This window comes from Pseudomonas sp. 09C 129 (genome assembly GCF_002843625.1).
Taxonomy (GTDB): Bacteria; Pseudomonadota; Gammaproteobacteria; order Pseudomonadales; family Pseudomonadaceae; genus Aquipseudomonas; species Aquipseudomonas chlororaphis.
The window spans coordinates 1,395,713-1,414,376 of record NZ_CP025261.1; the positions used below are offsets into that span (position 1 = coordinate 1,395,713).

Consider the following 18,664-nt stretch of genomic DNA (forward strand, 5'->3'; position numbering starts at 1 on the left):
GGCTAGGAGTTTCTAGGAAAGTTCGCACAATAGAAAGAGACTTAACGCTGCTCCAGGGGAAGGAAGGCTTGGTCTAAGTTGGCTGGCGTTTCGGTTCGTAGTCTCAGGCATCAGAAGGACAAGTATTCCGGTTCAGTTCCCCTAATGGCAGTCAAACCGGGCAAAGCCTGATCCCAGCCAGGGGAAGAGCTTCAGACCCCTTCGACTTCGATCCCGTGTTCCGCCAACCAAGTTTTTCTCTGTGCGTAGTCTGGCATGACGCGCTCCAGGCGTAGCCAGAACTCAGGTGTGTGGTGCGGCTCGTGCAGGTGCGCCATTTCATGCACGACCACATACTCTGCAATGTGCTTGGGCAGCAGGATGGTCTTCCAATGGAAGTACAACTGCGCGCCCTTGCCACAGGAGCCCCAGCGATAGCCAAGATCCTGTACCCGCACCCCACCAGGTGAAAGATCCAGGCGAGCTTGGTAACTCTTTACGCGCAGGGCCAGCCAGCTGCGGGCATGTTCGCTGTACCAGCGGATAAAATGCTCCCGTGCGCGTGGCAGCTCGCTACGCAGTAGACGGAAGCGGCCGGCTGAGAGTTTGAGCGGCACATCCTGCTCATCCACCAGTTTGAGGCGATGACTTCGCCCCAGGTACAGAAACCCTTCTCCGTCCACGTACTCCTTGGTAGGAATAGCACGTTGCAGGCGTTCCTTTTCGGCCAGGCGCGAGTAAATCCAGAAGCTTTTTTCCGCTACGAATTGCCGCAGTGCCTGCTCCTCCACCTCGGGCGGAGCAGAGAGGATAAGTGCACCGTCGCGCTCGACGGTGATTTGCAGTGTCTTGCGCCGCGCACTGCGACGCAGCGTTAACAGCAGGTCGTCTACGGTAAGAATTTGATTGCTCACAGTTGCATCAACCGTTCATGGCTCGCTCTGGCTTGATCCCTCAGGCGGTCAGCCAGTACCCCCGCCGTGTCGGTATCCACCAAGGGCGGCCGCAGCCGCATCAGGTGATCGAATAGCTGGCCGGCCAGCTCTTCCTGGGCCGCTCGCTTACGCGGGCTCCAGATATCGCGGTGGCTTTGCAGCTCGCCCACCAACAGATCCACCAATTCCACCGTGACATCCTTCAATCGCAGCAGCTCAGCGGGCTGTGGGTTGGCGTCGGCAGCTACTACATCCAGCAGGGTTCGCAGGAAGGGCGCATAGTGCTCGGGCAAGTCCAGAGGGCTGTTGTCATCGCTCATCTGACCGCTGCGCAGTTCGTTGATGAGCTTCTGCAGTTGCTCAACCAACTGGTCCCACTGCTCGCCCAGCGACTTGAGCAGCTCGTTCAGACGTTCGGACAGCTTGCGATACAGCACCGGATCTTCATCAGCGTGCTTGCGCACATGGGAGCGAATGGCGTGCTCCATCTCGGAGGCCTTGGCGCGGTCGTTGACGCTACGCGACAACTGCTTCTCGAAGTCTGCATCGGTGAGCTGGATCGGTGGGATCTTTGGGTCGATACCCAGCGAGATCACGTGATCGTCGATCAGCTTGCGCACCTTGGCGCCGACATCCTTGCCCAGTTGCGGCAGGTCCTTGTAGCGGCCGCGTGCCCGAGCGTGGATATAGGCCAGACGCTTGGCATCTTTGACGAAGGGCAAACCTTCGGGGCGAGGCAGTACGGTGTCCAATGAGTCGAGGAAGGCTTTGAGCTTCACCGCAAATTCGGCGCGAACCTTCTCCGAATCCAGTGCGTTAATACAGGCTTCGATATCTTCCAGCGACTCGATACCTTGGCGACGAAATACATCCACCACGCGCAGATGACGATCTCGTAGCACCGGCACCTCGTCCTTGATGCTGCTCAGTGCGCCCTCGATATCCTCGTCAGCATAGGCAGCCAGGGCTTCACGCAAATGGTTGGCGACCCCGTAGTAGTCGACCACGATGCCGCAGCGCTTACCAAATCCGGTCCGGTTGACCCGCGCAATGGCCTGCAGCAGTTCGGCTTCCTTGATCGGTCGGTCGAGATACATCACCCCCTCGATGGGGGCGTCAAAGCCGGTCAGCAGCATCGATTTGACGATCAGGAAGGCCAAGGGATCAGTCTTGCCAGGCTGTTCATGGTTCAGGGGCTTTTTGAAGCGCTTGATCAGCTGTTCGTGCTTGCTGCCATCCGTCCAGGTTTTCCACCCGGACGGATCGTTGTTTGCCCCGGAAATAATCGGTGCGAACTCCAGGCCGCGTAACGTGTCGCGATAACGCCACGCCTGCACGCGAGCCTGCAACTTGGCGGGGAGCTGACACAGGGCTTCATCGTCCAGGCCTTTGTCGCTCGCGGGCAACGCGTCGGCCTCAGCCAGCAGTTCATCGCGGGCGGCCTGCAGCGCATGGAAATAGCGGATGGCGGCAATCCGGCTGTAGGCCACCACCTGCGCTTTGTAGCTATTGGGCAGGATGTTGGTGACGTAGTGGCGGAGTATGTCGCGGGCCTTGTCGGCGATCAGCGCGGGAGCATCAAAGATATGGCCCTTGGTGGCGTATTTTTTCTTGATCAGTTCCAGTTCGTCCTGGCTGTGTTCGCGGAATAAATCCTCGAACAGCTCATCCAGGTTCGCCCCGTCTTTCACCGCGCCTCGGGCGGTGCGTCCTTCATAGAGCACCGGCACCGTCGCACCATCTGCTTCGGCCTCCTTGATGGTGTATTTGTCGATGAATGCACCAAAAATCTCATGGGTGCGTTTCTTGTTACCCATGATGATCGGCGTACCCGTAAAACCGATGCGTACGCAGTTGGGCAGACCTGCCAGCAGGTTCGCTTGCAGATCACCGGCCTGGGTGCGATGTGCCTCATCGATCAGTACCAGAATGCTCTCGTCGTGGTTGAGCACCTCGAACGGTTTGTTTACCTGGTAGAGCGCGGGTTTTTCTGCGGCTTTGAGGAGGGTAGCGACTTGCGCAGAGCTCGGAGTCACCCCGTCTTCGTCTTGCTCGGGGAGGCGGTATTTCTGGATGGTGGCGAACACCAGGCCAGGGCCCTGGCGGCGCGCTAAGGCTTTAACGCCCTCGATATTGGAGGCCACCTCCGGTAACTCGCCGCTCAGCGTGGCAGTGGCTGCGAGTTGGCTCTGCAGATCTTTGCGGTCGGTAACCACGATGATCTTGAAGCGACGCAGTTGCGTATCTGTGCGTATTTTGCGTACCAGAAACACCATGGTCAGGCTCTTGCCTGAGCCCTGGGTGTGCCAGACGATGCCGCCGCGCTGATCGCTCTCGCCATGCTCCAGGCGCGTTTGGCCGTGCTTCATCCGGGTAACCGTACGGTTTACAGCACGGTACTGCTGGTAGCGGCACACCGTCTTGATAGTGCGTCCGCCAACCTGCATAAACAGCATGAAATGCCGGGTCAGATCGAGTAGATGGGCTGGGGTCAGCATGCCGGCCACCAGGCGCTCTTGCTCGGACAATTTGGCTTTACCCAACTGCTCGGCCAGCGCCTGCTCGCTGCCGTTGCCATCGGGGCCAACCACGGTCTTCCATTGAGAGAAGTGTGCGAAGCCAGCACCAATGCAGCCCACCCGGGCTTCGTCGTAGCTGCTGGCGATCAACAACTGCACGCTGGCGAACAGGGTTTCGTTGCCCTCGTTCTCCTCGACCTCGAAGGCCGTTTTCCGCTGGTTGCTGTAGCGGCGCAGTTGATCGACAGCCTCGGCCAGCGGTTCGGGAATGGACGGGCTCTTGCACTCCACCACCACCAGCGGGATGCCGTTCACCAGCAACACCAAATCCGGGACGATAAATTTCTTGCCGCTGTTATAGCCCGGCGGGCAGTCCACCCGGTACTGGTTGATCACGCTGAAGTGGTTGTTGGCCGGGGTTCCCCAGTCAATGTACTGGATGGTCTGCCCACGCCCGCCTTCCCAGCCAGGGAGGCCGTCGACGGTGATACCTTTGAGCAACAGCTCCGTGACGGTCTGGTTGGTTTCCATCAGCTTGCCGGTACCCAAATGGGTAATGGCCGCCAGGGCTTCGGCAATGCGCTGATCATCCAGCCAGGGCTGACCGTCACGCAGGTTGATGGCACGCAAGCGCTCGGCCAGTGCGGCGCACTGAATAACTTCACTGAAGCTGCTGCGGCCGGTGATGGCAGGGTCGTCGAGGCTGCCCTCGGTATGCTGCCAGTTAAGCCCCTGCAACTGAGCCATAAAAGGTTTTTCGACGTCTTCCAGTTCCCAGCCCACAGGGTTACTCCTTTAATCCAGTTCAGGCGTGTATGGGCTCATACAGGCTCATAGCGGCTCATAGCGGCTCATAGAAAAATATTTAGCTGAGCTTATATACCGCCCAGCGTCGCTCACCTTGCTGTATCAGTGCGCCCTTGTCTTTCATGCGTTTAAGCAGCTTTGCCGCCTGATCAGGCGAGAGCCGGCACAGATCCATCACTTCCGCGCGTTGGATCTGCCCATGCTGCTGCACATAGTTCAACACCATCTGTTCATGCTGAATGGTTGTGAAGCCTGCCTGGCGGGTATAGGCGGCCTTGTCGCCCACTGCCTGGTACAGGCTGGCCGACAGGGTATAGCTGCGGCCGCGGGTAGAACCGTGGGCTTCCACCAAACCGGCTTCGGTCAGGGCTTCCAGGGTGCGTTTGGCGCTGGTGGCGTCGCGCTGGATCAGCACGGCCAGCTCGTCGGCCGTGACGCGCTTGCTTTCGCGCAGGGCGGCCAGGGCGATCAGGCTGTCGATGGGCAGCTCGGCGTGGGTGGCGCGTTCGTGCTCGACCACCAGGCGGCGAAAGTCCAGGTCGGCCTCGGCGGTGGGCAGGCGCAGCACTACGCTCTGGGCAGTGGTGTAGCTGTAATCCGGAGCCGGGCGGCCAAACTTGAGCATGCCGCGGAAAATCTTGTCCACGCCGCGGCCGGAGCGTTCGACCACGCCGATACGCTTCATGGCATCGGCCAGGGCCGGGTTGCGCGGGCGCGGTTCGGTCACCAGCAGGTTGGCCAGGGTCACACCATCGACCAGGCCGCCGGGGTTGCTGACCACCAGGGCATCGTCTTCCAGGCGCACATGCACCGCGCCGCGACCGTGGTAGTCGCGGTGGACCAGGGCATTGGCCACGGCTTCGCGAAAGGCGCCGAGGTCTACCTTGGGCACCGGCACGCGGAACAGGCCAACCTGCAGCTCCTCCTCTGGGTTGTAAGGGCGGAAGTTGGTTTCTAGCCAGTCCAGTGCCTTGAGCAGCGGGAAGCGGCGGAACTCGTTGAAGCGCACTGCCTGCTGGGCCAGCACCTGAAAGGCGAATTCGTGGGTGGGCACCAGATGGCGAATAGAGGTTTCCCGGCCAACCAGCAACAGGCCGGTCAGGGTTGGCACCCGCGAACCGTCGGGCTGGCGCACGGTGAGCAGCAGAGCGCCGTCGAGGGCTTCGTCGTCCAGTTCCAGCAGCACGCGGTCGCCGCCGTATTGTTGTACCGCCTGGCGCAGGCGTTCGCGCTCCAGCGGGTCGAGGTCGGCCAGGATGGCGCCGGCCACTGGTTGGGCGGAGACATCGAGCAGGCCGAAGTTGCTCGCACGGCTGCTGCGCTCATGGGGCAACATGGCCACGCACTCGGGCGTGCCGTCGTGCTTTAAGCGGCGGCGCAGGTACACACCACTGGTGGTAGCCACCTCACCCTGGGCTTTGGGAACATGGATGCGCGCCACAGTCACGCCGTCCAACTCGACCGCTTCGGCCTGTACGTTCAGCGACGGTGAAGTGCGCGCCGCTACCATACCGGCCAGGCCCTCCAGCAGGCGATGCTCGGTATGCAGGCCGGTGGGCGTGCCGTCGTCCTCAACGCCCAGCCATAGCTCGCCACCCTCTGCGTTGGCGAGGCAGACCAGTGCCTCGATCAGCTCGCGGTCGGGGAGCTTGCTGCGGTCGCTCTTGAACTCGACGGTGAGGGACTCGCGGAGTGGCAGGCGCTGGGGCATATCAGGCTCCCGTTGGTACAGCAGTGTGTTGCATGGATTCCAGCAGCGGGGTGACGCGCACGCGGCCGGTTAGCAGATCGTCCATCAGGCCGATCTTGTGCTTACGTAACTTTTCCAGCTCAGTAGCATGCGCTGCCAGACCCTGCTCAGCCTCCATCAGGATAGCGGCCCCTTGGTCTTGCTCCTGGCGCGGAGGTACTGCAATTTCATAACTCCTGAAGAATGGCAGTCCGATGGTTTTGATCGTGCTTCCTATCGCAATAGCTTCGAACTTGGGCTTTTCTCGCTGCAGGTAGAAGTACAGGAAAAGGTTGTTCAGCTTTTCTCCGCAGCGCCACGCCATGAAGTGTTGGCTCACTGCCATGTCGCAGCCGAGGATGGCGCTCTTACCGATCCCTGCATCGCGGGACAAAATGACGGTTCCCTCCGGATGAAGAACAGCTGATGAGTTGGCTATGCCAAGCTCGCTGATTTCCTTGTCCGTTTCGTGGATGTAGATCCGATCGAGGCGATGCGAGTCGGCCAAAGAAACCCACTTCACACCACCATTCCAGTAGGAAAGAACATCCTTGCTTGGTGTATGCCCGCTGCCACGTGCTGCAACCGTATCGAGCCGAAGCGCCTCCCATTCTCTCGGAATCCACCCCAACCGTGACTCCTTGTAGAGCTGCGGCGCTTCGCTTTGTGGTGGGCGTAGTTGGCCGTTGGCGTCGATGCCGCGGGTCAGCAGGTCGTGCAGTAGCCCCTGCTTGAAGGCCTTGAGCTTATTGATCAGAACCTCGGTTTCGCGGATGGCGGTGTCGAGGGTGTCGAGGATTTGAGCGATGGCCTCCTGTTGCTCAACGCTTGGGACTGGTATCTCGATTGCTCGAATGTCACGCAGAACCAGACGTCGGAGAGCGCTACCCGACATGAAGTTTTCAAACTGCCGGACACAAATCTCGCTTTGCAATGCATGACCAAGGTAAGCCGAGTCGATTTCCTCGGTCGGTACAATGATGCAGATAGACGAGAGCGCCCCAATCTCATCATCCTGCTGATAAACCACAACACGCCCAACGGTACCGTCCTTTGAAAGCAAGACGTTTCCATTGCGGATGGTGCATCCAGTAGCGTTGAGCTCGCGGTAAGCAGAAGCGGATATTCGAGTACAGGAACTGAAATCGATGTAACCCGATTTCATGTCCTTAACGTTGGCTATGAGATAACCATGTTGCTGTGGGGTAGGGCTGAAATGAGAGCCGTCGGTAATACGGCTAGCTAGCTCACGTAAAGGGACTGATGGGAACTGGCTCGGCGTACGCTGCTCAGACATAGCCCAACCCCTTTAGGAACTCCTGCAACGCTCCTGCCGCCGCATCGCGTTTCTGCGCGATCTCGTTCAGCGTGACCCGATACTTGTCCCACCAGCTCTCGAAGGCGGCAACGATCTGCTTGCGCTGGGCGGCGATATAACGCTCGACGATGGCCTGCATATCGTTGTGCAGGATAGTCAGCAACAGCTCGGCGGCTTGCTGCTCGTCCAGCCCATCGACGGCTTGATTCAGGTGGCTGGCGAAGTTTTCCTGCTGAGTTTTGAGCTGTTTCTTCACCTTGGCCAGCTCGGCCTTCCAGGCCTTGAGCTGCGCTTCGTCAATGGGGGGGGCCTCGTCATCGGCATCCACTGCGCTGTCTGCCTCGTCTAAATCTTCCCCCTTAGTTGGGGTGGCGGCCTTGAGCTGGCTATCCAGTTCGGCCTTTTTAGCTTCCAGTTCGGCCAGCCCAGCTACGAAATCGCCCAGCAGGAATTTCACCAACTTGTGCTCCAGCGGGCTTTGCTTGCTGGCCTTGTCCTCCAGGGCGGTGATGATGCTGGTGCGCCAGGCATCGATCACGCCCCGGCTGCCGCGAGCCATCAGGCCGAGGAAGTCGTATTTGCTCTGGTACCAGAAACCGGCAACGATGCCCCTGACCTGGAAGGGATCGAGCAGGCCGATGCTTTCCAGCGTCTGGCTAAAGCTGGCCAGCAGTTCGGCGCGCAGTTCAACCAACGCGGCGCTGTCGTCGAGCCTCCCCGCAAGGGCGGTGATGCGCGGGCTGTGCTCGCTCCACCAGCTCTCGAAGACGTCACGGATTGAGGCTTCTTTGGCCTGCAGGCCGATATTGCCTTCGATGGCCGGCTTGAGGTCGGCGCGGCGGCTTAGCTCGCTGCAAAAGTCGAAATACTGGGCATCGCGCGCCACGAACAGATCTTGTGGGTCAAGGCCGTGGGCGGCGAACAGTGTGGCTTTCGCTTCAACTTCGACCTTGGGCACACCACCCAGCAGATGGGCGCGTACATCATGCGGCTCGGGTGGCGGTGCGTTATCCACGTAGCGGCGGATATTCAGGTTGTAATCGTTGTCGCGCAGGGTGGCGATATCCACCACATCGCTGAGGCCGTCGATCCGGCGGAATTCGTCGAAGGCTGTGGTGATCTTCTCGATATGTTCGGGCAGCAGGTAGTTCTGCGCGCGACCCTCGAAGTATTCGCGGTCGGCGTTGATAAACAGCACCTTGCCCTGGCGCTCAGCCGGCTTGCTGCTGATGCGGTTGGCGCCTTCCTGCTTCTGTTGGCGCAGGATGAGGATGCAGGCCGGAATGCCGGTGCCGTAGAACAGGTTGGCCGGCAGGCCGATCACCGCTTCGAGCAGGTCGTTTTCGATAATGCCGGCGCGGATGCCGCGTTCTTCACCGCCACGGAACAAAACGCCGTGGGGCAGTACGGTGGCGACCATGCCCTCGTCGCGGCACACAGCGAGCATGTGCTGGAGGAACATCAGATCGGCCTTTTTCGAGCCCGGCGGCACCTCGCCGAAACGGAAGCGCTCCTCACGGAAGGTCGGGTTCCAGGCCAGGCTGCCATCCGGGTTCTTCTCGGTGTGGCCCCAGTTGATGGAGAACGGCGGGTTGGTGAGGATGCGATCGAAGCGCAGCAGTTCGCCGTCCTCAATATGCCGGGGGTCGGCCAGGGTATCTTCGTTTTCCAGCCAGGCGTTGCTGATGCCGTGCAGCAGCATGTTCATCTGCGCGATGGACCAGACGGTACCGTTGAATTCCTGGCCGAAAAGGTTGGCCTTGCGGCCGTCCTCGCCGTGCTCGTCGATGTATTCCTTGGCCGCAATCAACATGCCGCCCGAGCCGCAGCAGGGGTCGTAGACATCGTGGGCCAGGGTCGGCTTGAGCAGGTGCACCATCAGCCGCACCACCGAGCGCGGCGTATAGAACTCGCCACCTTTCTTGCCGGCCGAGTCGGCGAACTCGGCGATCAGGTACTCGTAGGCGGCACCCAGCAGGTCGGGGAATTCAAAGTCGCTGTTGCGCAGGCGAACATCACCGAAATGGCTGATGAGCTGGCGCAATTTCTGGTCGGAAATCTTGTTCTGGCCGACCTTGCGGGTAAAGTCGATATGCTCCAGAACTCCTTCTAGGGAGACGTTGTTTTCCTCGATTCCACCCAGCGCCTTGTTCAGCACGTCGCCGACGTTGATGTGCGCTTCGTTGAGCAAATACCTGAAGCGCGAATGGCTGGGCACCCAGAAATTGCCATCGCGTTTATACCAGCGCGGGTTTTCCGCCGTGACAAAGGCCTCGGCCTTGCTCTTGCCGGCGTTTATCTCATCGGCAACGACCTGCTCGTAGCGCTCCTCAAATACGTCGGAGCAACGCTTGAGGAACAGCATGCCGAAGATATATTCCTTGAACTCCGAGGCATCCATCTTGCCGCGCAGAATATCGGCAGCCTTGAACAGATGGCGTTCCAGTTGTTGCAGCGTGAGGGGCATTGCGGAATCCCTTGTGGGCACCCAGGGAGTGGATGCCGATTAAATGGCGGTGATTGTATCCCAAGCCAAGCGATGCACCGCACCCGGTAAGGGGACGGGGTTGCGGTAAGGTCTTTGCACCATTGAGTCAGACGCTCAAAGGAGCTGTTTGTCTAGCCTTTGCCTAGAGTGGGAAAGGGAAGGGCCCGAAGTGTTTGGCCTGATGAGGCCATCACGAAAGCCCCCGCCAAGGTCTGTACGCCGTCGAGCTGTGCCTAGGAGGCCGTCATTAAGCTGGCATTGCGGAGCCAAGCTAGCCCACTTCAGGCACAAAAAAGGCACTTGCGAAAATCGCCAAGTGCCTTTTTTGTCTAGCTTGTTTGGTGGAGCCGGGGGGATTTGAACCCCCGTCCGCCAGTACTCCGCTGTCGGTACTACATGCGTAGCCGTGTCTATTGAGTTAACCCTCAGCGACCCGACGGGCAGGGTGCTTTGGGCGAGTTGTGTAAGTTTTAGCCGCTTCGTCCACAACGTACTGCACGGCGATTCTGTTCTGTATGACAATCATTTCGGGTTTACAGACATCCCCTGATGATTGCTGGACCCGAAGGTACCAGAAGGAAGGCTAGCGCCGCTTACGCAGCGAGAGCGTATTCCCCGTAGGTTTCGTCATTGGCAACTATAGGAAGTTGCAACAGTGGATTTACGAGTTCTGTTACCAACTCGGCATGCACCTAAAGTTTCGCAACCGGCGTCGAATCCTAAACGGCCCCGAACCTGCTGTGCATTACCAGCAGGTTTGTACAGTCTACGCCAAAATGGCCCGCAAGGCCATCCCGAAGGCGGGGCCTGTTAGCCGCCGCCTTCACCCTTGGTGCTGTTCTGGATGCTCTGGATCGCGCGGGTGGTCAGGGCGATGCATTCCTTGGTGCCTTCCTCGGTGTTTTTCGCCTGGGCCGCCTGGGCTTGTTGCACGGTGGCGTCGATGTTGGCCTGCAGGTCCGCGGCCTGGATGGTGGTCCGTGCATCACGGATGGTTTGCAGGTTCACCTGGCACAGGTCTTCCTGGTTCCCGGCGAAGCCGGGGGAAGCCAGGATCGAAGCGGTGACGAACAGGCCTAACAGTACAGAGCGTTTCATGGGCGTCTCCTTGAACTGAAGGGCCAGGCGCTGCTGGCCATCAGTACGAACTGCCGAGATTTCAGGAAGCTCCCGTTTTCGGGAGCTTGATCGGTGGACTGCGGTGGTTCGCCAGGGTTCTACTTTTCTGCCCAGGGTCGCGACCACTGAACCTGCGGACGTAAAAAAAAGGGGCGAAACGCCCCTTTTTATCTGGTGCCGATCAGGCTTGCCTGGGCTGGGTCACCCGGTCCACCAGGTACACCAGCCCGTGATAATCGATCCCGCCATGCTGGCTCAGGCCGATTTCACAGGTGCGGCTGGTGGAGATGCCCTCGCTGCAATATTGCACCGCGTCCTTGAGGCTGCGCAGGGAGTGGGCATTGAGCTCCGGTGTGGTGAACCCTTTATCGCCCGCGAAGCCGCAGCAATGGATGCCTTCCGGGATCACCACGTTGTTGCTGCAACGCCGCGCCAGGTCGATCAGCGCCTGGCTTTCGCCCAGGTGTTGGGTGCTGCAGGTGACGTGCACGGCGACCGGCGCTTCCTGAGGGGTGAACTCGAGCTTGTCCATCAGGTGGGTGCGGATGAAGCGCACCGGGTCGTACAGGTCCAGGCGCACGTCGCCCAGGTCCTGCACCAGACGCAGGGTGCAGGGGCTGGTGTCGCAGTAGATCGGGTCGAGGCCGCCGCGGCTGGCGTGAAGCAGGGCGCCGATCAGTTCCTGGCGCTTGTGCTCGGCCTGTTCCGCGTAGCCCTTGGAGGCGAACGGCTGGCCGCAGCACAGGCTTTCGACGTTGTCCGGGATCACCACCTGATAACCGGCTTTTTCCAGCAGGCCGCGGGTCTTGTCGTAGAGCGAGCTTTGCTCTTTGTCCCCGGCCGCCGGGCCCATGACCCGCGATACACAGGCCGCCAGGTAGACCACCCGTGGCCGCTGGTCGCTGACGGCCGGGCTGAAGCGAATGGCCCGTTCCGGCTGCGGCATGGCGCTGGTCCATTGCGGCACCTGGCCCTTGGACAGTCTGGTCAGCGCCGCCGAAACCCTGGCCAGGCGTGGCGCCCCCAGCAGCATCCGCGCGCCGTTGGCCACATGCAGGCTGAACCGCGCTCCCTGCAGGGTGGTGGCGAAGTGCGAGCCCAGCCAATCGGCCGCCTTGGTGTGCGTGGCGTGCTGGCTGCGCAGCTTCTTCACCAGCTCGCCGGTGTTGATGCCCACCGGGCAGCGCTGGGCGCACAGGCCGGTGGCGGCGCAGGTGTCGATGCCCTGGTACTGATAGGCCGCTTCCAGTTCCGTGGTGTCGACGCCGGCGCGCTTGCGGGCCTGAATATCGCGCCAGATCACAATGCGCTGGCGCGGGCTCAGGGTCAGCCCCTTGGACGGGCACACCGGTTCGCAGAAACCGCACTCGATGCACTTATCCACAATCTCGTCGGCCGCCGGCAGCGGCTTGAGGTGCTTGAGGTGGATCTGCGGGTCTTCGCTGAGCACCACGTCCGGGTTGAGGATGCCGTTGGGGTCGAGCAGGCGCTTGAGTTGCCACATCAACTGGTAGGCATCGCTGCCCCATTCCAGTTCGACGAAGGGCGCCATATTGCGCCCGGTGCCGTGTTCGGCCTTGAGCGAGCCGCCGAATTCCACCGCCACCAGCTGCGCCACGTCATCCATGAAGGCCTGGTAGCGCGCCACTTCCTCGGCGCTGTTGAAGCCCTGGGTGAAGACGAAATGCAGGTTGCCCTCCAGCGCATGGCCGAACAGGATCGCCTCGTCGTAGCGGTGTTTGTCGAACAGCGCGATCAGGCGATTGACGCCGATCGCCAGCTGTTCCACCGGAAAGGTCACGTCTTCGATGATCACCGTGGTGCCGGTCTTGCGCACCGCGCCGACGGCGGGGAAGGTGTCTTTGCGGATCGCCCAGAGCTTGGCGTTTTCCTTCGGGTCTTCGGTGAAGTCGACCTGCTTCTCCACCGGGAAAGAGGCGAGGGACGCCATGATCTGCGCCAGTTGTTCCTGTAGCAGCGCGGAAGATGCCGCGCGGGACTCGATCAGCAGCGCGCAGGCATTGGCGGACAGTTGCTGGACGAAAGCCGGCATCCCGGGTTTGTCCTGCACCGAACGCAGGCTGCGGCGATCCAGCAGTTCCACGGCGGACACCGGTTGGTTTTTCAGCACGGTTACCGCGTTGCAGCAGGTTTCCACATCCGGGAAGACGATCAGCGCCGAGGCTTTGTGCGGGTGGTCGATCACCGTGTCGTAGGTCACCGCGCTGATAAACCCCAGGGTGCCTTCGGAGCCCACCAGCAGGTGGCTGAGGATGTCCAGCGGCTCATCGAAATCCACCAGGGCATTGAGGGACAGGCCGGTGGTGTTTTTCAGCCGGTACTTGTGGCGGATCTTCGCCGCCAGTTCACTGTTGGCGCGGGTCTCGCGGCCGAGGCTGGCCAGGCGTTCGAGCAACTCGCCATGGCTGCTGCGAAAGGCCGCGACGCTGGCGGCGTCTTCGGTGTCCAGGCGAGTGCCGTCGGCCAGTACCAGGCGCAGGCCGGCCAGGGTGTGGTAGGTGTTTTGCGCGGTGCCGCAGCACATGCCACTGGCATTGTTGGCGACGATGCCGCCGATCTTGCAGGCGTTGATCGAGGCCGGATCGGGGCCGATCTTGCGTCCGAACGGCGCCAGCCAGGCGTTGGCCTGGGCGCCGATCACCCCCGGTTGCAGGCGGATCTGCTGGCCCTGGTCGCGGATCTCGCGGCCATTCCAGTTATCGCCGAGCACCAGCAGCACCGAATCGCTGATGGCCTGCCCCGACAGGCTGGTACCGGCGGCGCGGAAGGTCACCGGTACGCGGTCGCGCTGGGCCAGCTTGAGCAGGGCCACCACTTCGTCTTCGGACTCGACGCGGATCACCAGTTGCGGAATCAGCCGATAAAAACTCGCATCGGTGCCGAAGGCCAGGGTGGAGAGCGGGTCATCGAAACGCCGCTCCTGGGGGATCAGTTGTTGGGCATCACGTAGAAAAGCCGCCGGTAGACTCATTGGTCCTCCAGAATCAGCACCACCAGGTCTTTCGGGCCGTGGGCGCCGTAGGCCAGGACCTGCTCGATATCGGCGGTCTTCGACGGGCCGGACACCAACAGGGCGTTGGTCGGCATGCCCTGGGCCCAGGCGTATTCCTGCTGGACCTGATAGAAGTTGTCGCGGATCTCGCTGGCCTTGAGCAGGGCGAAATGCACCGGCGGCACCAGGCTCATCAGCCGCGGTTCTTCGCGGGTCGGCCAGAGGATCAGGCTGCCGGTGGCGGCGATGGCGCCGAGGGTAGTGGTGAGGCTGGCCGGGGTGTCGTTGAACAGCTCGGCTTTCCATTCCTCGACGGGCCGATCGTAGGCCTTCAACGTCGGCAGCCCGGGATGCTCGGCCCAGTATTGGCTGACGCGCTGGCCGTGGGGCGTGGTCGGTGCGATCAGCAGGCTCGGCAACTGGCGTTCGCCCAGCAGGCGGGCGAGCAGCGCCGGCCAGTCCTGGCCGGTGGTCTGATGAATCTCGGTGTGCACCGCTTCCATCTGCTTGCGCAGCTGCGGGATGCGTTGTTCCGGTGCGTAGGTATAAGGCTCGGTGACCAGGGCCTCATCGAAGTTATCCACAATCGGTGTGGTGCCGGTCAGGCTGCTGCGCAGCTTGCCGAGGATGTTCTGTTTGGCGCTCATCGACGTTCTCCCTGTTTGGCCAGATGCTCGCGGGCCAGGTCGTGCAAGGACCGGGCGGCGGGTTTCGGTGCGCTGTGGTTTTGCGTCCAGGGGCCGACGTTGCTCGGGGTCAGCGCGCGCAGGCGGGTGGCCGCCAGGCTGAACAGGCGATACAGGGTCGGCGAACTGTTGAGCCTGGCCCAGGCGTTCCAGATAAAACGTTCCTTGCGCGAGTACTTGCTGCCCTGGCCGCGCATCACCTGATGGGGGCTGTCCGGAGCCTTGACGTTCTCTTCGCGCAGGCGACGCAACAGGCTCGGGATCGGGATCTTCACCGGACACACTTCACCGCAGGCGCCACACAACGAAGACGCGCTCGGGTGGTCCGGCACCTTGGCCAGGCCGACCATGTGCGGGGTGATGATCTTGCCGATGGGGCCGGGGTAGACCTCGCCGTAGGCGTGGCCGCCGATGCGGGTGTAGACCGGGCAATGGTTCATGCAAGCGCCGCAGCGGATGCAGTTCAGGGTCTGGCGCAATTCGCTGTCGGCGAAGGCCTGGCTGCGACCGTTGTCGAGCAGCACCAGGTGCACTTGCTGCGGGCCGTCCAACTCATACTCCTTGCGCGGGCCGGAGATCATGTTGACGTAGGTGGTGATCGGCTGGCCCAGCGCCGAGCGGGTCAGCAGCGACAGCAGCGGCACCACGTCGCGCAGGTTCTCGACGACTTTCTCGATGCCGGTGACGGCGATGTGCACGGGCGGCACCGTGGTCGACATGCGTCCGTTGCCTTCGTTTTCCACCAGCAGCAGGGTGCCGGTCTCGGCCACGGCGAAGTTGACGCCGGAGACGCCGATGTCCGCTTCGAAGAATTTCTGCCGCAGGACCCTGCGGCCGATCTGAATGAGTTGGTCAACGTCCTTGGTGTACTCCACGCCGAGTTTGTCGTGGAACAAGGACGCGACCTGACCGGCGTTCTTGTGGATCGCCGGCATGATTATGTGTGAAGGCTTCTCGTGGTCGAGCTGGACGATGAACTCGCCCATGTCCGACTCAAGGCATTCAATGCCTTGTTCAGCGAGGACATGGTTCATCTCCATCTCTTCGCTGACCATCGATTTGCCCTTGATCACTTGCCGCGCCTCGTGAGCCCGGATGATCGAGAGGACGATGCCATTGGCCTCGTCCACCGTTTCCGCCCAGTGCACTGTCACACCGTTGCGGGTCAGGTTCTGTTCAAGCTGCTCGAGCAGGTCGGGCAGCTTGGATAACGCACGGGCCTTGATCGCATTGCCCAGGGCCCGCAGGTGTTCGCGCTCGTGGGCATCGCTGAACGACGCTGCACGTTTGGCCATGAGGGAATCCATGGCGCTGCGAAAGTTGTTTCGCAGTTGTCGGTCACCCAGGGCCTGGTGGGCCCGGGTGCGAAAATCGTCCGACACGGTCAGGGTCGGAATAAGCTCCGGGGCGCTCATGCGGCACCTCCGGTACGCTGCCAGAGGAAGCTGGCCAAGTGTTGGCCGCGCAGCGCTTCCCGTTGTTTCTCCAGCGAACCGTTGATGTTCATCAAGCAGCCGCAGTCGGCGCTCAGCACCTGGTGGGCGCCGGATTCCTTCAGCGCGCGGGTCTTGTCCGCGACCATCGCGCCGGAGATGTCCGGCATTCGGACGCTGAAAGTCCCGCCAAAGCCACAGCATTCGCTTTCGTGGTCGTGTTCTACCCGTTCCACGTTGCCCAGTTGTGCCAGCAGCTCACGACCGTGCAGGTGGGTGTTCATCTCGCGCCGTGCCGAGCAGGAGGTGTGCAGCGCCACCTTGATCGGCTCGCCACTGTCCTTGAGCTGCACCTTGCATACGTGCAACAGGAACTCCGCCAGCTCATAGGTACGTTCGGCCAGGGCCTGCACCTGCTTCAAGGTCTGCGGCTCATCCTTGAACAAGTCCGCGTAGTGCTCGCGCAGCATGCCCGCGCAGGAACCCGACGGCACCACCACCGGATAGTCGCCGGCGAACAGCGCCAGTTGCGAGCGGGCCACGGTGCGCGCTTGCTCGGTGTAACCCGAGGTGTAGGCCGGTTGTCCGCAGCAGCTTTGCCCTTGCGGGTACTCCACGCGAATGCCTTCGCGTTCGAGCAAGTGAATCGCATCCATCCCGGCTTCGGGATAGAACAGGTCGACCACACAGGTGCCGAACAGGTAGACCCGCGACGGTTTCTCGCTGGGGTACTGGCGCGGTTCGGCCAAAGGCGGTGCGACACGGGTCGCGTTAGGCACGGCGTTGTAAAAAAGCTCGCTCATCAGGCGTGTCTCCGGGTGGTCCCGGTTATCCGTCTGCGGCGGCTGCTGAATATAGAGAGACAAGCTTTCAGCAGCCTTGCAGACCGGGTTGTGAGTTGCAGGCGCCGGGTGGGTGCTCCGGCGCCGGTTCTTTCGGTGTCGCGATCAGTGCACCAGCATGCCGGTGAACCAGTAGGCCTGGGCCAGGGTGATCAGGCCGACGATGGTGGCAAAGAATAGGCTGTGCTTGAGGGTGAAGCGGAACAGGTCCGATTCCTTGCCTACCAGGCCGGTGGCGGCGCAGGCCACGGCGATCGATTGTGGCGAGATCATCTTGCCGGTCACGCCGCCGCTGGTGTTGGCCGCTACCAGCAGGGTGTCGTTGACGCCGATCTGGTGCGCGGTGGTGGCTTGCAGCGAGCTGAACAGGGCGTTGGACGAAGTGTCCGAACCGGTCAGGAACACCCCCAGCCAGCCGAGGAACGGCGAGAAGAACGGGAACGCCGCGCCGGTGCCGGCCAGCACCAGGGCCATGGTCGAGGACATGCCGGAATAGTTGGTGACAAAGGCGAAGGCCAGCACCATGCCGATGGACAGGATCGGCCAGCGCAGTTCGTAGAAGGTCTCTTTCAAAGTGGTCAGACCAGTTTTGAAATTGATCTTCAGCACCAGCATCGAGATCAGCGCGGAGAAGAAAATCGCTGTGCCGGTGGCGGAAATCGGGTCGAGCTTGAACACCGCCGGAATCGCGGTCGGAGTGGCGACGATCGGTGCGCTTTTGATCACCAGCTGATCCAGGTGCGGAATCGCGAAGTTGAATACCCAGCTGTACATCGAGCCGCCGGCGGCGAACATCGCCTTGAACGGCTTCAGCGTCCAGATAGTGACCAGCACGGTGAGAATCAGGAATGGCGACCAGGCCTTGAAGATTTCACCAAAGCTGTAGGGCGAAGGCTGGGTGGTGCGCGGCTGGCCGAAACCGCCGTTGCGCACGGCAGCGGCGCCGACGCTGGCGGTGGCCGCGGCGAACGAACGCTTGGGTTGCCAGACCTTGAGGAACAGCGTCAGGGAAACCAGGCTGGCCAGGGCCGAGGTGATGTCCGGCAGCTCCGGGCCGATGAAGTTCGAGGTGAAGTACTGGGTCACGGCAAAGCTCAGGCCGGCCACCAGCGCCGCGGGCCAGGTCTCTTTGACGCCGCGCAGGCCGTCCATCATGAACACCAGCCAGAACGGCACGAACAGCGACAGCAGCGGCAGTTGGCGGCCGGTCATGGCGCCGATCTTGAACGCGTCGATGCCGGTTACCTGGCCAGCCACGATGATCGGGATGCCCAGGGCGCCAAAGGCCACCGGGGCGGTGTTGGCGATCAGGCACAGGCCGGCGGCGTACAGCGGATTGAATCCCAGGCCCACCAGCAGCGCGGCGGTAATGGCGACCGGCGCACCGAACCCGGCGGCACCTTCGAGAAAGGCCCCGAAGCAGAAACCGATCAGCAGCACCTGCAGGCGCTGGTCGTCGGTGATCGACAGCACGGAGCTGCGGATGACCTCGAACTGGCCGCTCTTGACCGTCAGTTTGTAGAGGAACACGGCGGCGACGATGATCCAGGCGATGGGCCACAGACCGTAGGCAAATCCATAGCCAGCGGCGGCAAGCGCCATGTCGGTGGGCATCTGGAAGGCGAAGATCGCCACCAGAATCGATAGCGCCAGGGTGATGCTGCCGGCGACGTGTCCTTTGAGGCGGAACACGGCCAGAGCCAGGAAGAAGAAGACGATCGGGATGACGGCGGCGAGGGCGGACAGGCCGAGGCTGCCGAGCGGGCTGTAAAGCTGTTGCCAGGTTTGCATATGGG

Annotated in this window: 11 protein-coding genes and 1 other RNA gene; all 12 read right to left on the reverse strand. The window is 61.7% G+C overall.

Translation table 11 applies throughout. The features are described from left to right. Positions 1-191: 191 nt before the first annotated feature. Positions 192-893 (reverse strand): M48 family metallopeptidase, encoded by a 702-nt coding sequence (locus tag CXQ81_RS06395; protein ID WP_101336796.1) that lies wholly within the window; start codon positions 891-893, stop codon positions 192-194. Continuing rightward, a complete protein-coding gene (locus tag CXQ81_RS06400) occupies positions 890-4,216 on the reverse strand; it encodes a type I restriction endonuclease subunit R (protein ID WP_101336797.1) in 3,327 nt (1,108 codons plus the stop codon). The genes CXQ81_RS06395 and CXQ81_RS06400 overlap by 4 nt, the downstream gene beginning before the upstream one ends. Before the next feature lie 82 nt (positions 4,217-4,298). Beyond that, complete coding sequence (locus CXQ81_RS06405) at positions 4,299-5,951, reverse strand: ATP-binding protein (protein WP_101336798.1); 1,653 nt, start codon at positions 5,949-5,951, stop codon at positions 4,299-4,301. A gap of 1 nt (position 5,952) precedes the next feature. Continuing rightward, on the reverse strand, positions 5,953-7,266 hold the full coding sequence (locus CXQ81_RS06410) for a restriction endonuclease subunit S (protein ID WP_101336799.1): 1,314 nt from the start codon (positions 7,264-7,266) through the stop codon (positions 5,953-5,955). Further along, entirely contained in the window at positions 7,259-9,754 is a 2,496-nt protein-coding gene (locus CXQ81_RS06415) for a class I SAM-dependent DNA methyltransferase (protein ID WP_101336800.1), read from the reverse strand. Before CXQ81_RS06415 ends, CXQ81_RS06410 begins: the two co-directional genes overlap by 8 nt. A 360-nt stretch (positions 9,755-10,114) precedes the next feature. Continuing rightward, positions 10,115-10,506, reverse strand: a transfer-messenger RNA (tmRNA) gene (gene ssrA / locus CXQ81_RS06420). A gap of 79 nt (positions 10,507-10,585) precedes the next feature. Continuing rightward, entirely contained in the window at positions 10,586-10,873 is a 288-nt protein-coding gene (locus CXQ81_RS06425; protein WP_101336801.1) for a hypothetical protein, read from the reverse strand. 202 nt (positions 10,874-11,075) lie between these two features. Then, the gene (locus tag CXQ81_RS06430; RefSeq protein WP_101336802.1) at positions 11,076-13,886 is read right to left on the reverse strand and encodes an FAD-binding and (Fe-S)-binding domain-containing protein; all 2,811 of its coding nucleotides are present in this window, start codon (positions 13,884-13,886) and stop codon (positions 11,076-11,078) included. Further along, a complete protein-coding gene (locus CXQ81_RS06435) occupies positions 13,883-14,554 on the reverse strand; it encodes a lactate utilization protein (protein WP_101336803.1) in 672 nt (223 codons plus the stop codon). Before CXQ81_RS06435 ends, CXQ81_RS06430 begins: the two co-directional genes overlap by 4 nt. Continuing rightward, positions 14,551-16,008 (reverse strand): LutB/LldF family L-lactate oxidation iron-sulfur protein, encoded by a 1,458-nt coding sequence (locus tag CXQ81_RS06440; RefSeq protein WP_101336804.1) that lies wholly within the window; start codon positions 16,006-16,008, stop codon positions 14,551-14,553. The genes CXQ81_RS06435 and CXQ81_RS06440 overlap by 4 nt, the downstream gene beginning before the upstream one ends. Further along, positions 16,005-16,829 (reverse strand): (Fe-S)-binding protein, encoded by an 825-nt coding sequence (locus CXQ81_RS06445; RefSeq protein WP_053259597.1) that lies wholly within the window; start codon positions 16,827-16,829, stop codon positions 16,005-16,007. The genes CXQ81_RS06440 and CXQ81_RS06445 overlap by 4 nt, the downstream gene beginning before the upstream one ends. A gap of 144 nt (positions 16,830-16,973) precedes the next feature. Continuing rightward, positions 16,974-18,659 carry a lactate permease LctP family transporter gene (locus tag CXQ81_RS06450; RefSeq protein WP_097138671.1) on the reverse strand — a complete coding sequence of 562 codons (1,686 nt, stop codon included), beginning with the start codon at positions 18,657-18,659 and terminating at the stop codon, positions 16,974-16,976. Positions 18,660-18,664 lie beyond the last annotated feature (5 nt).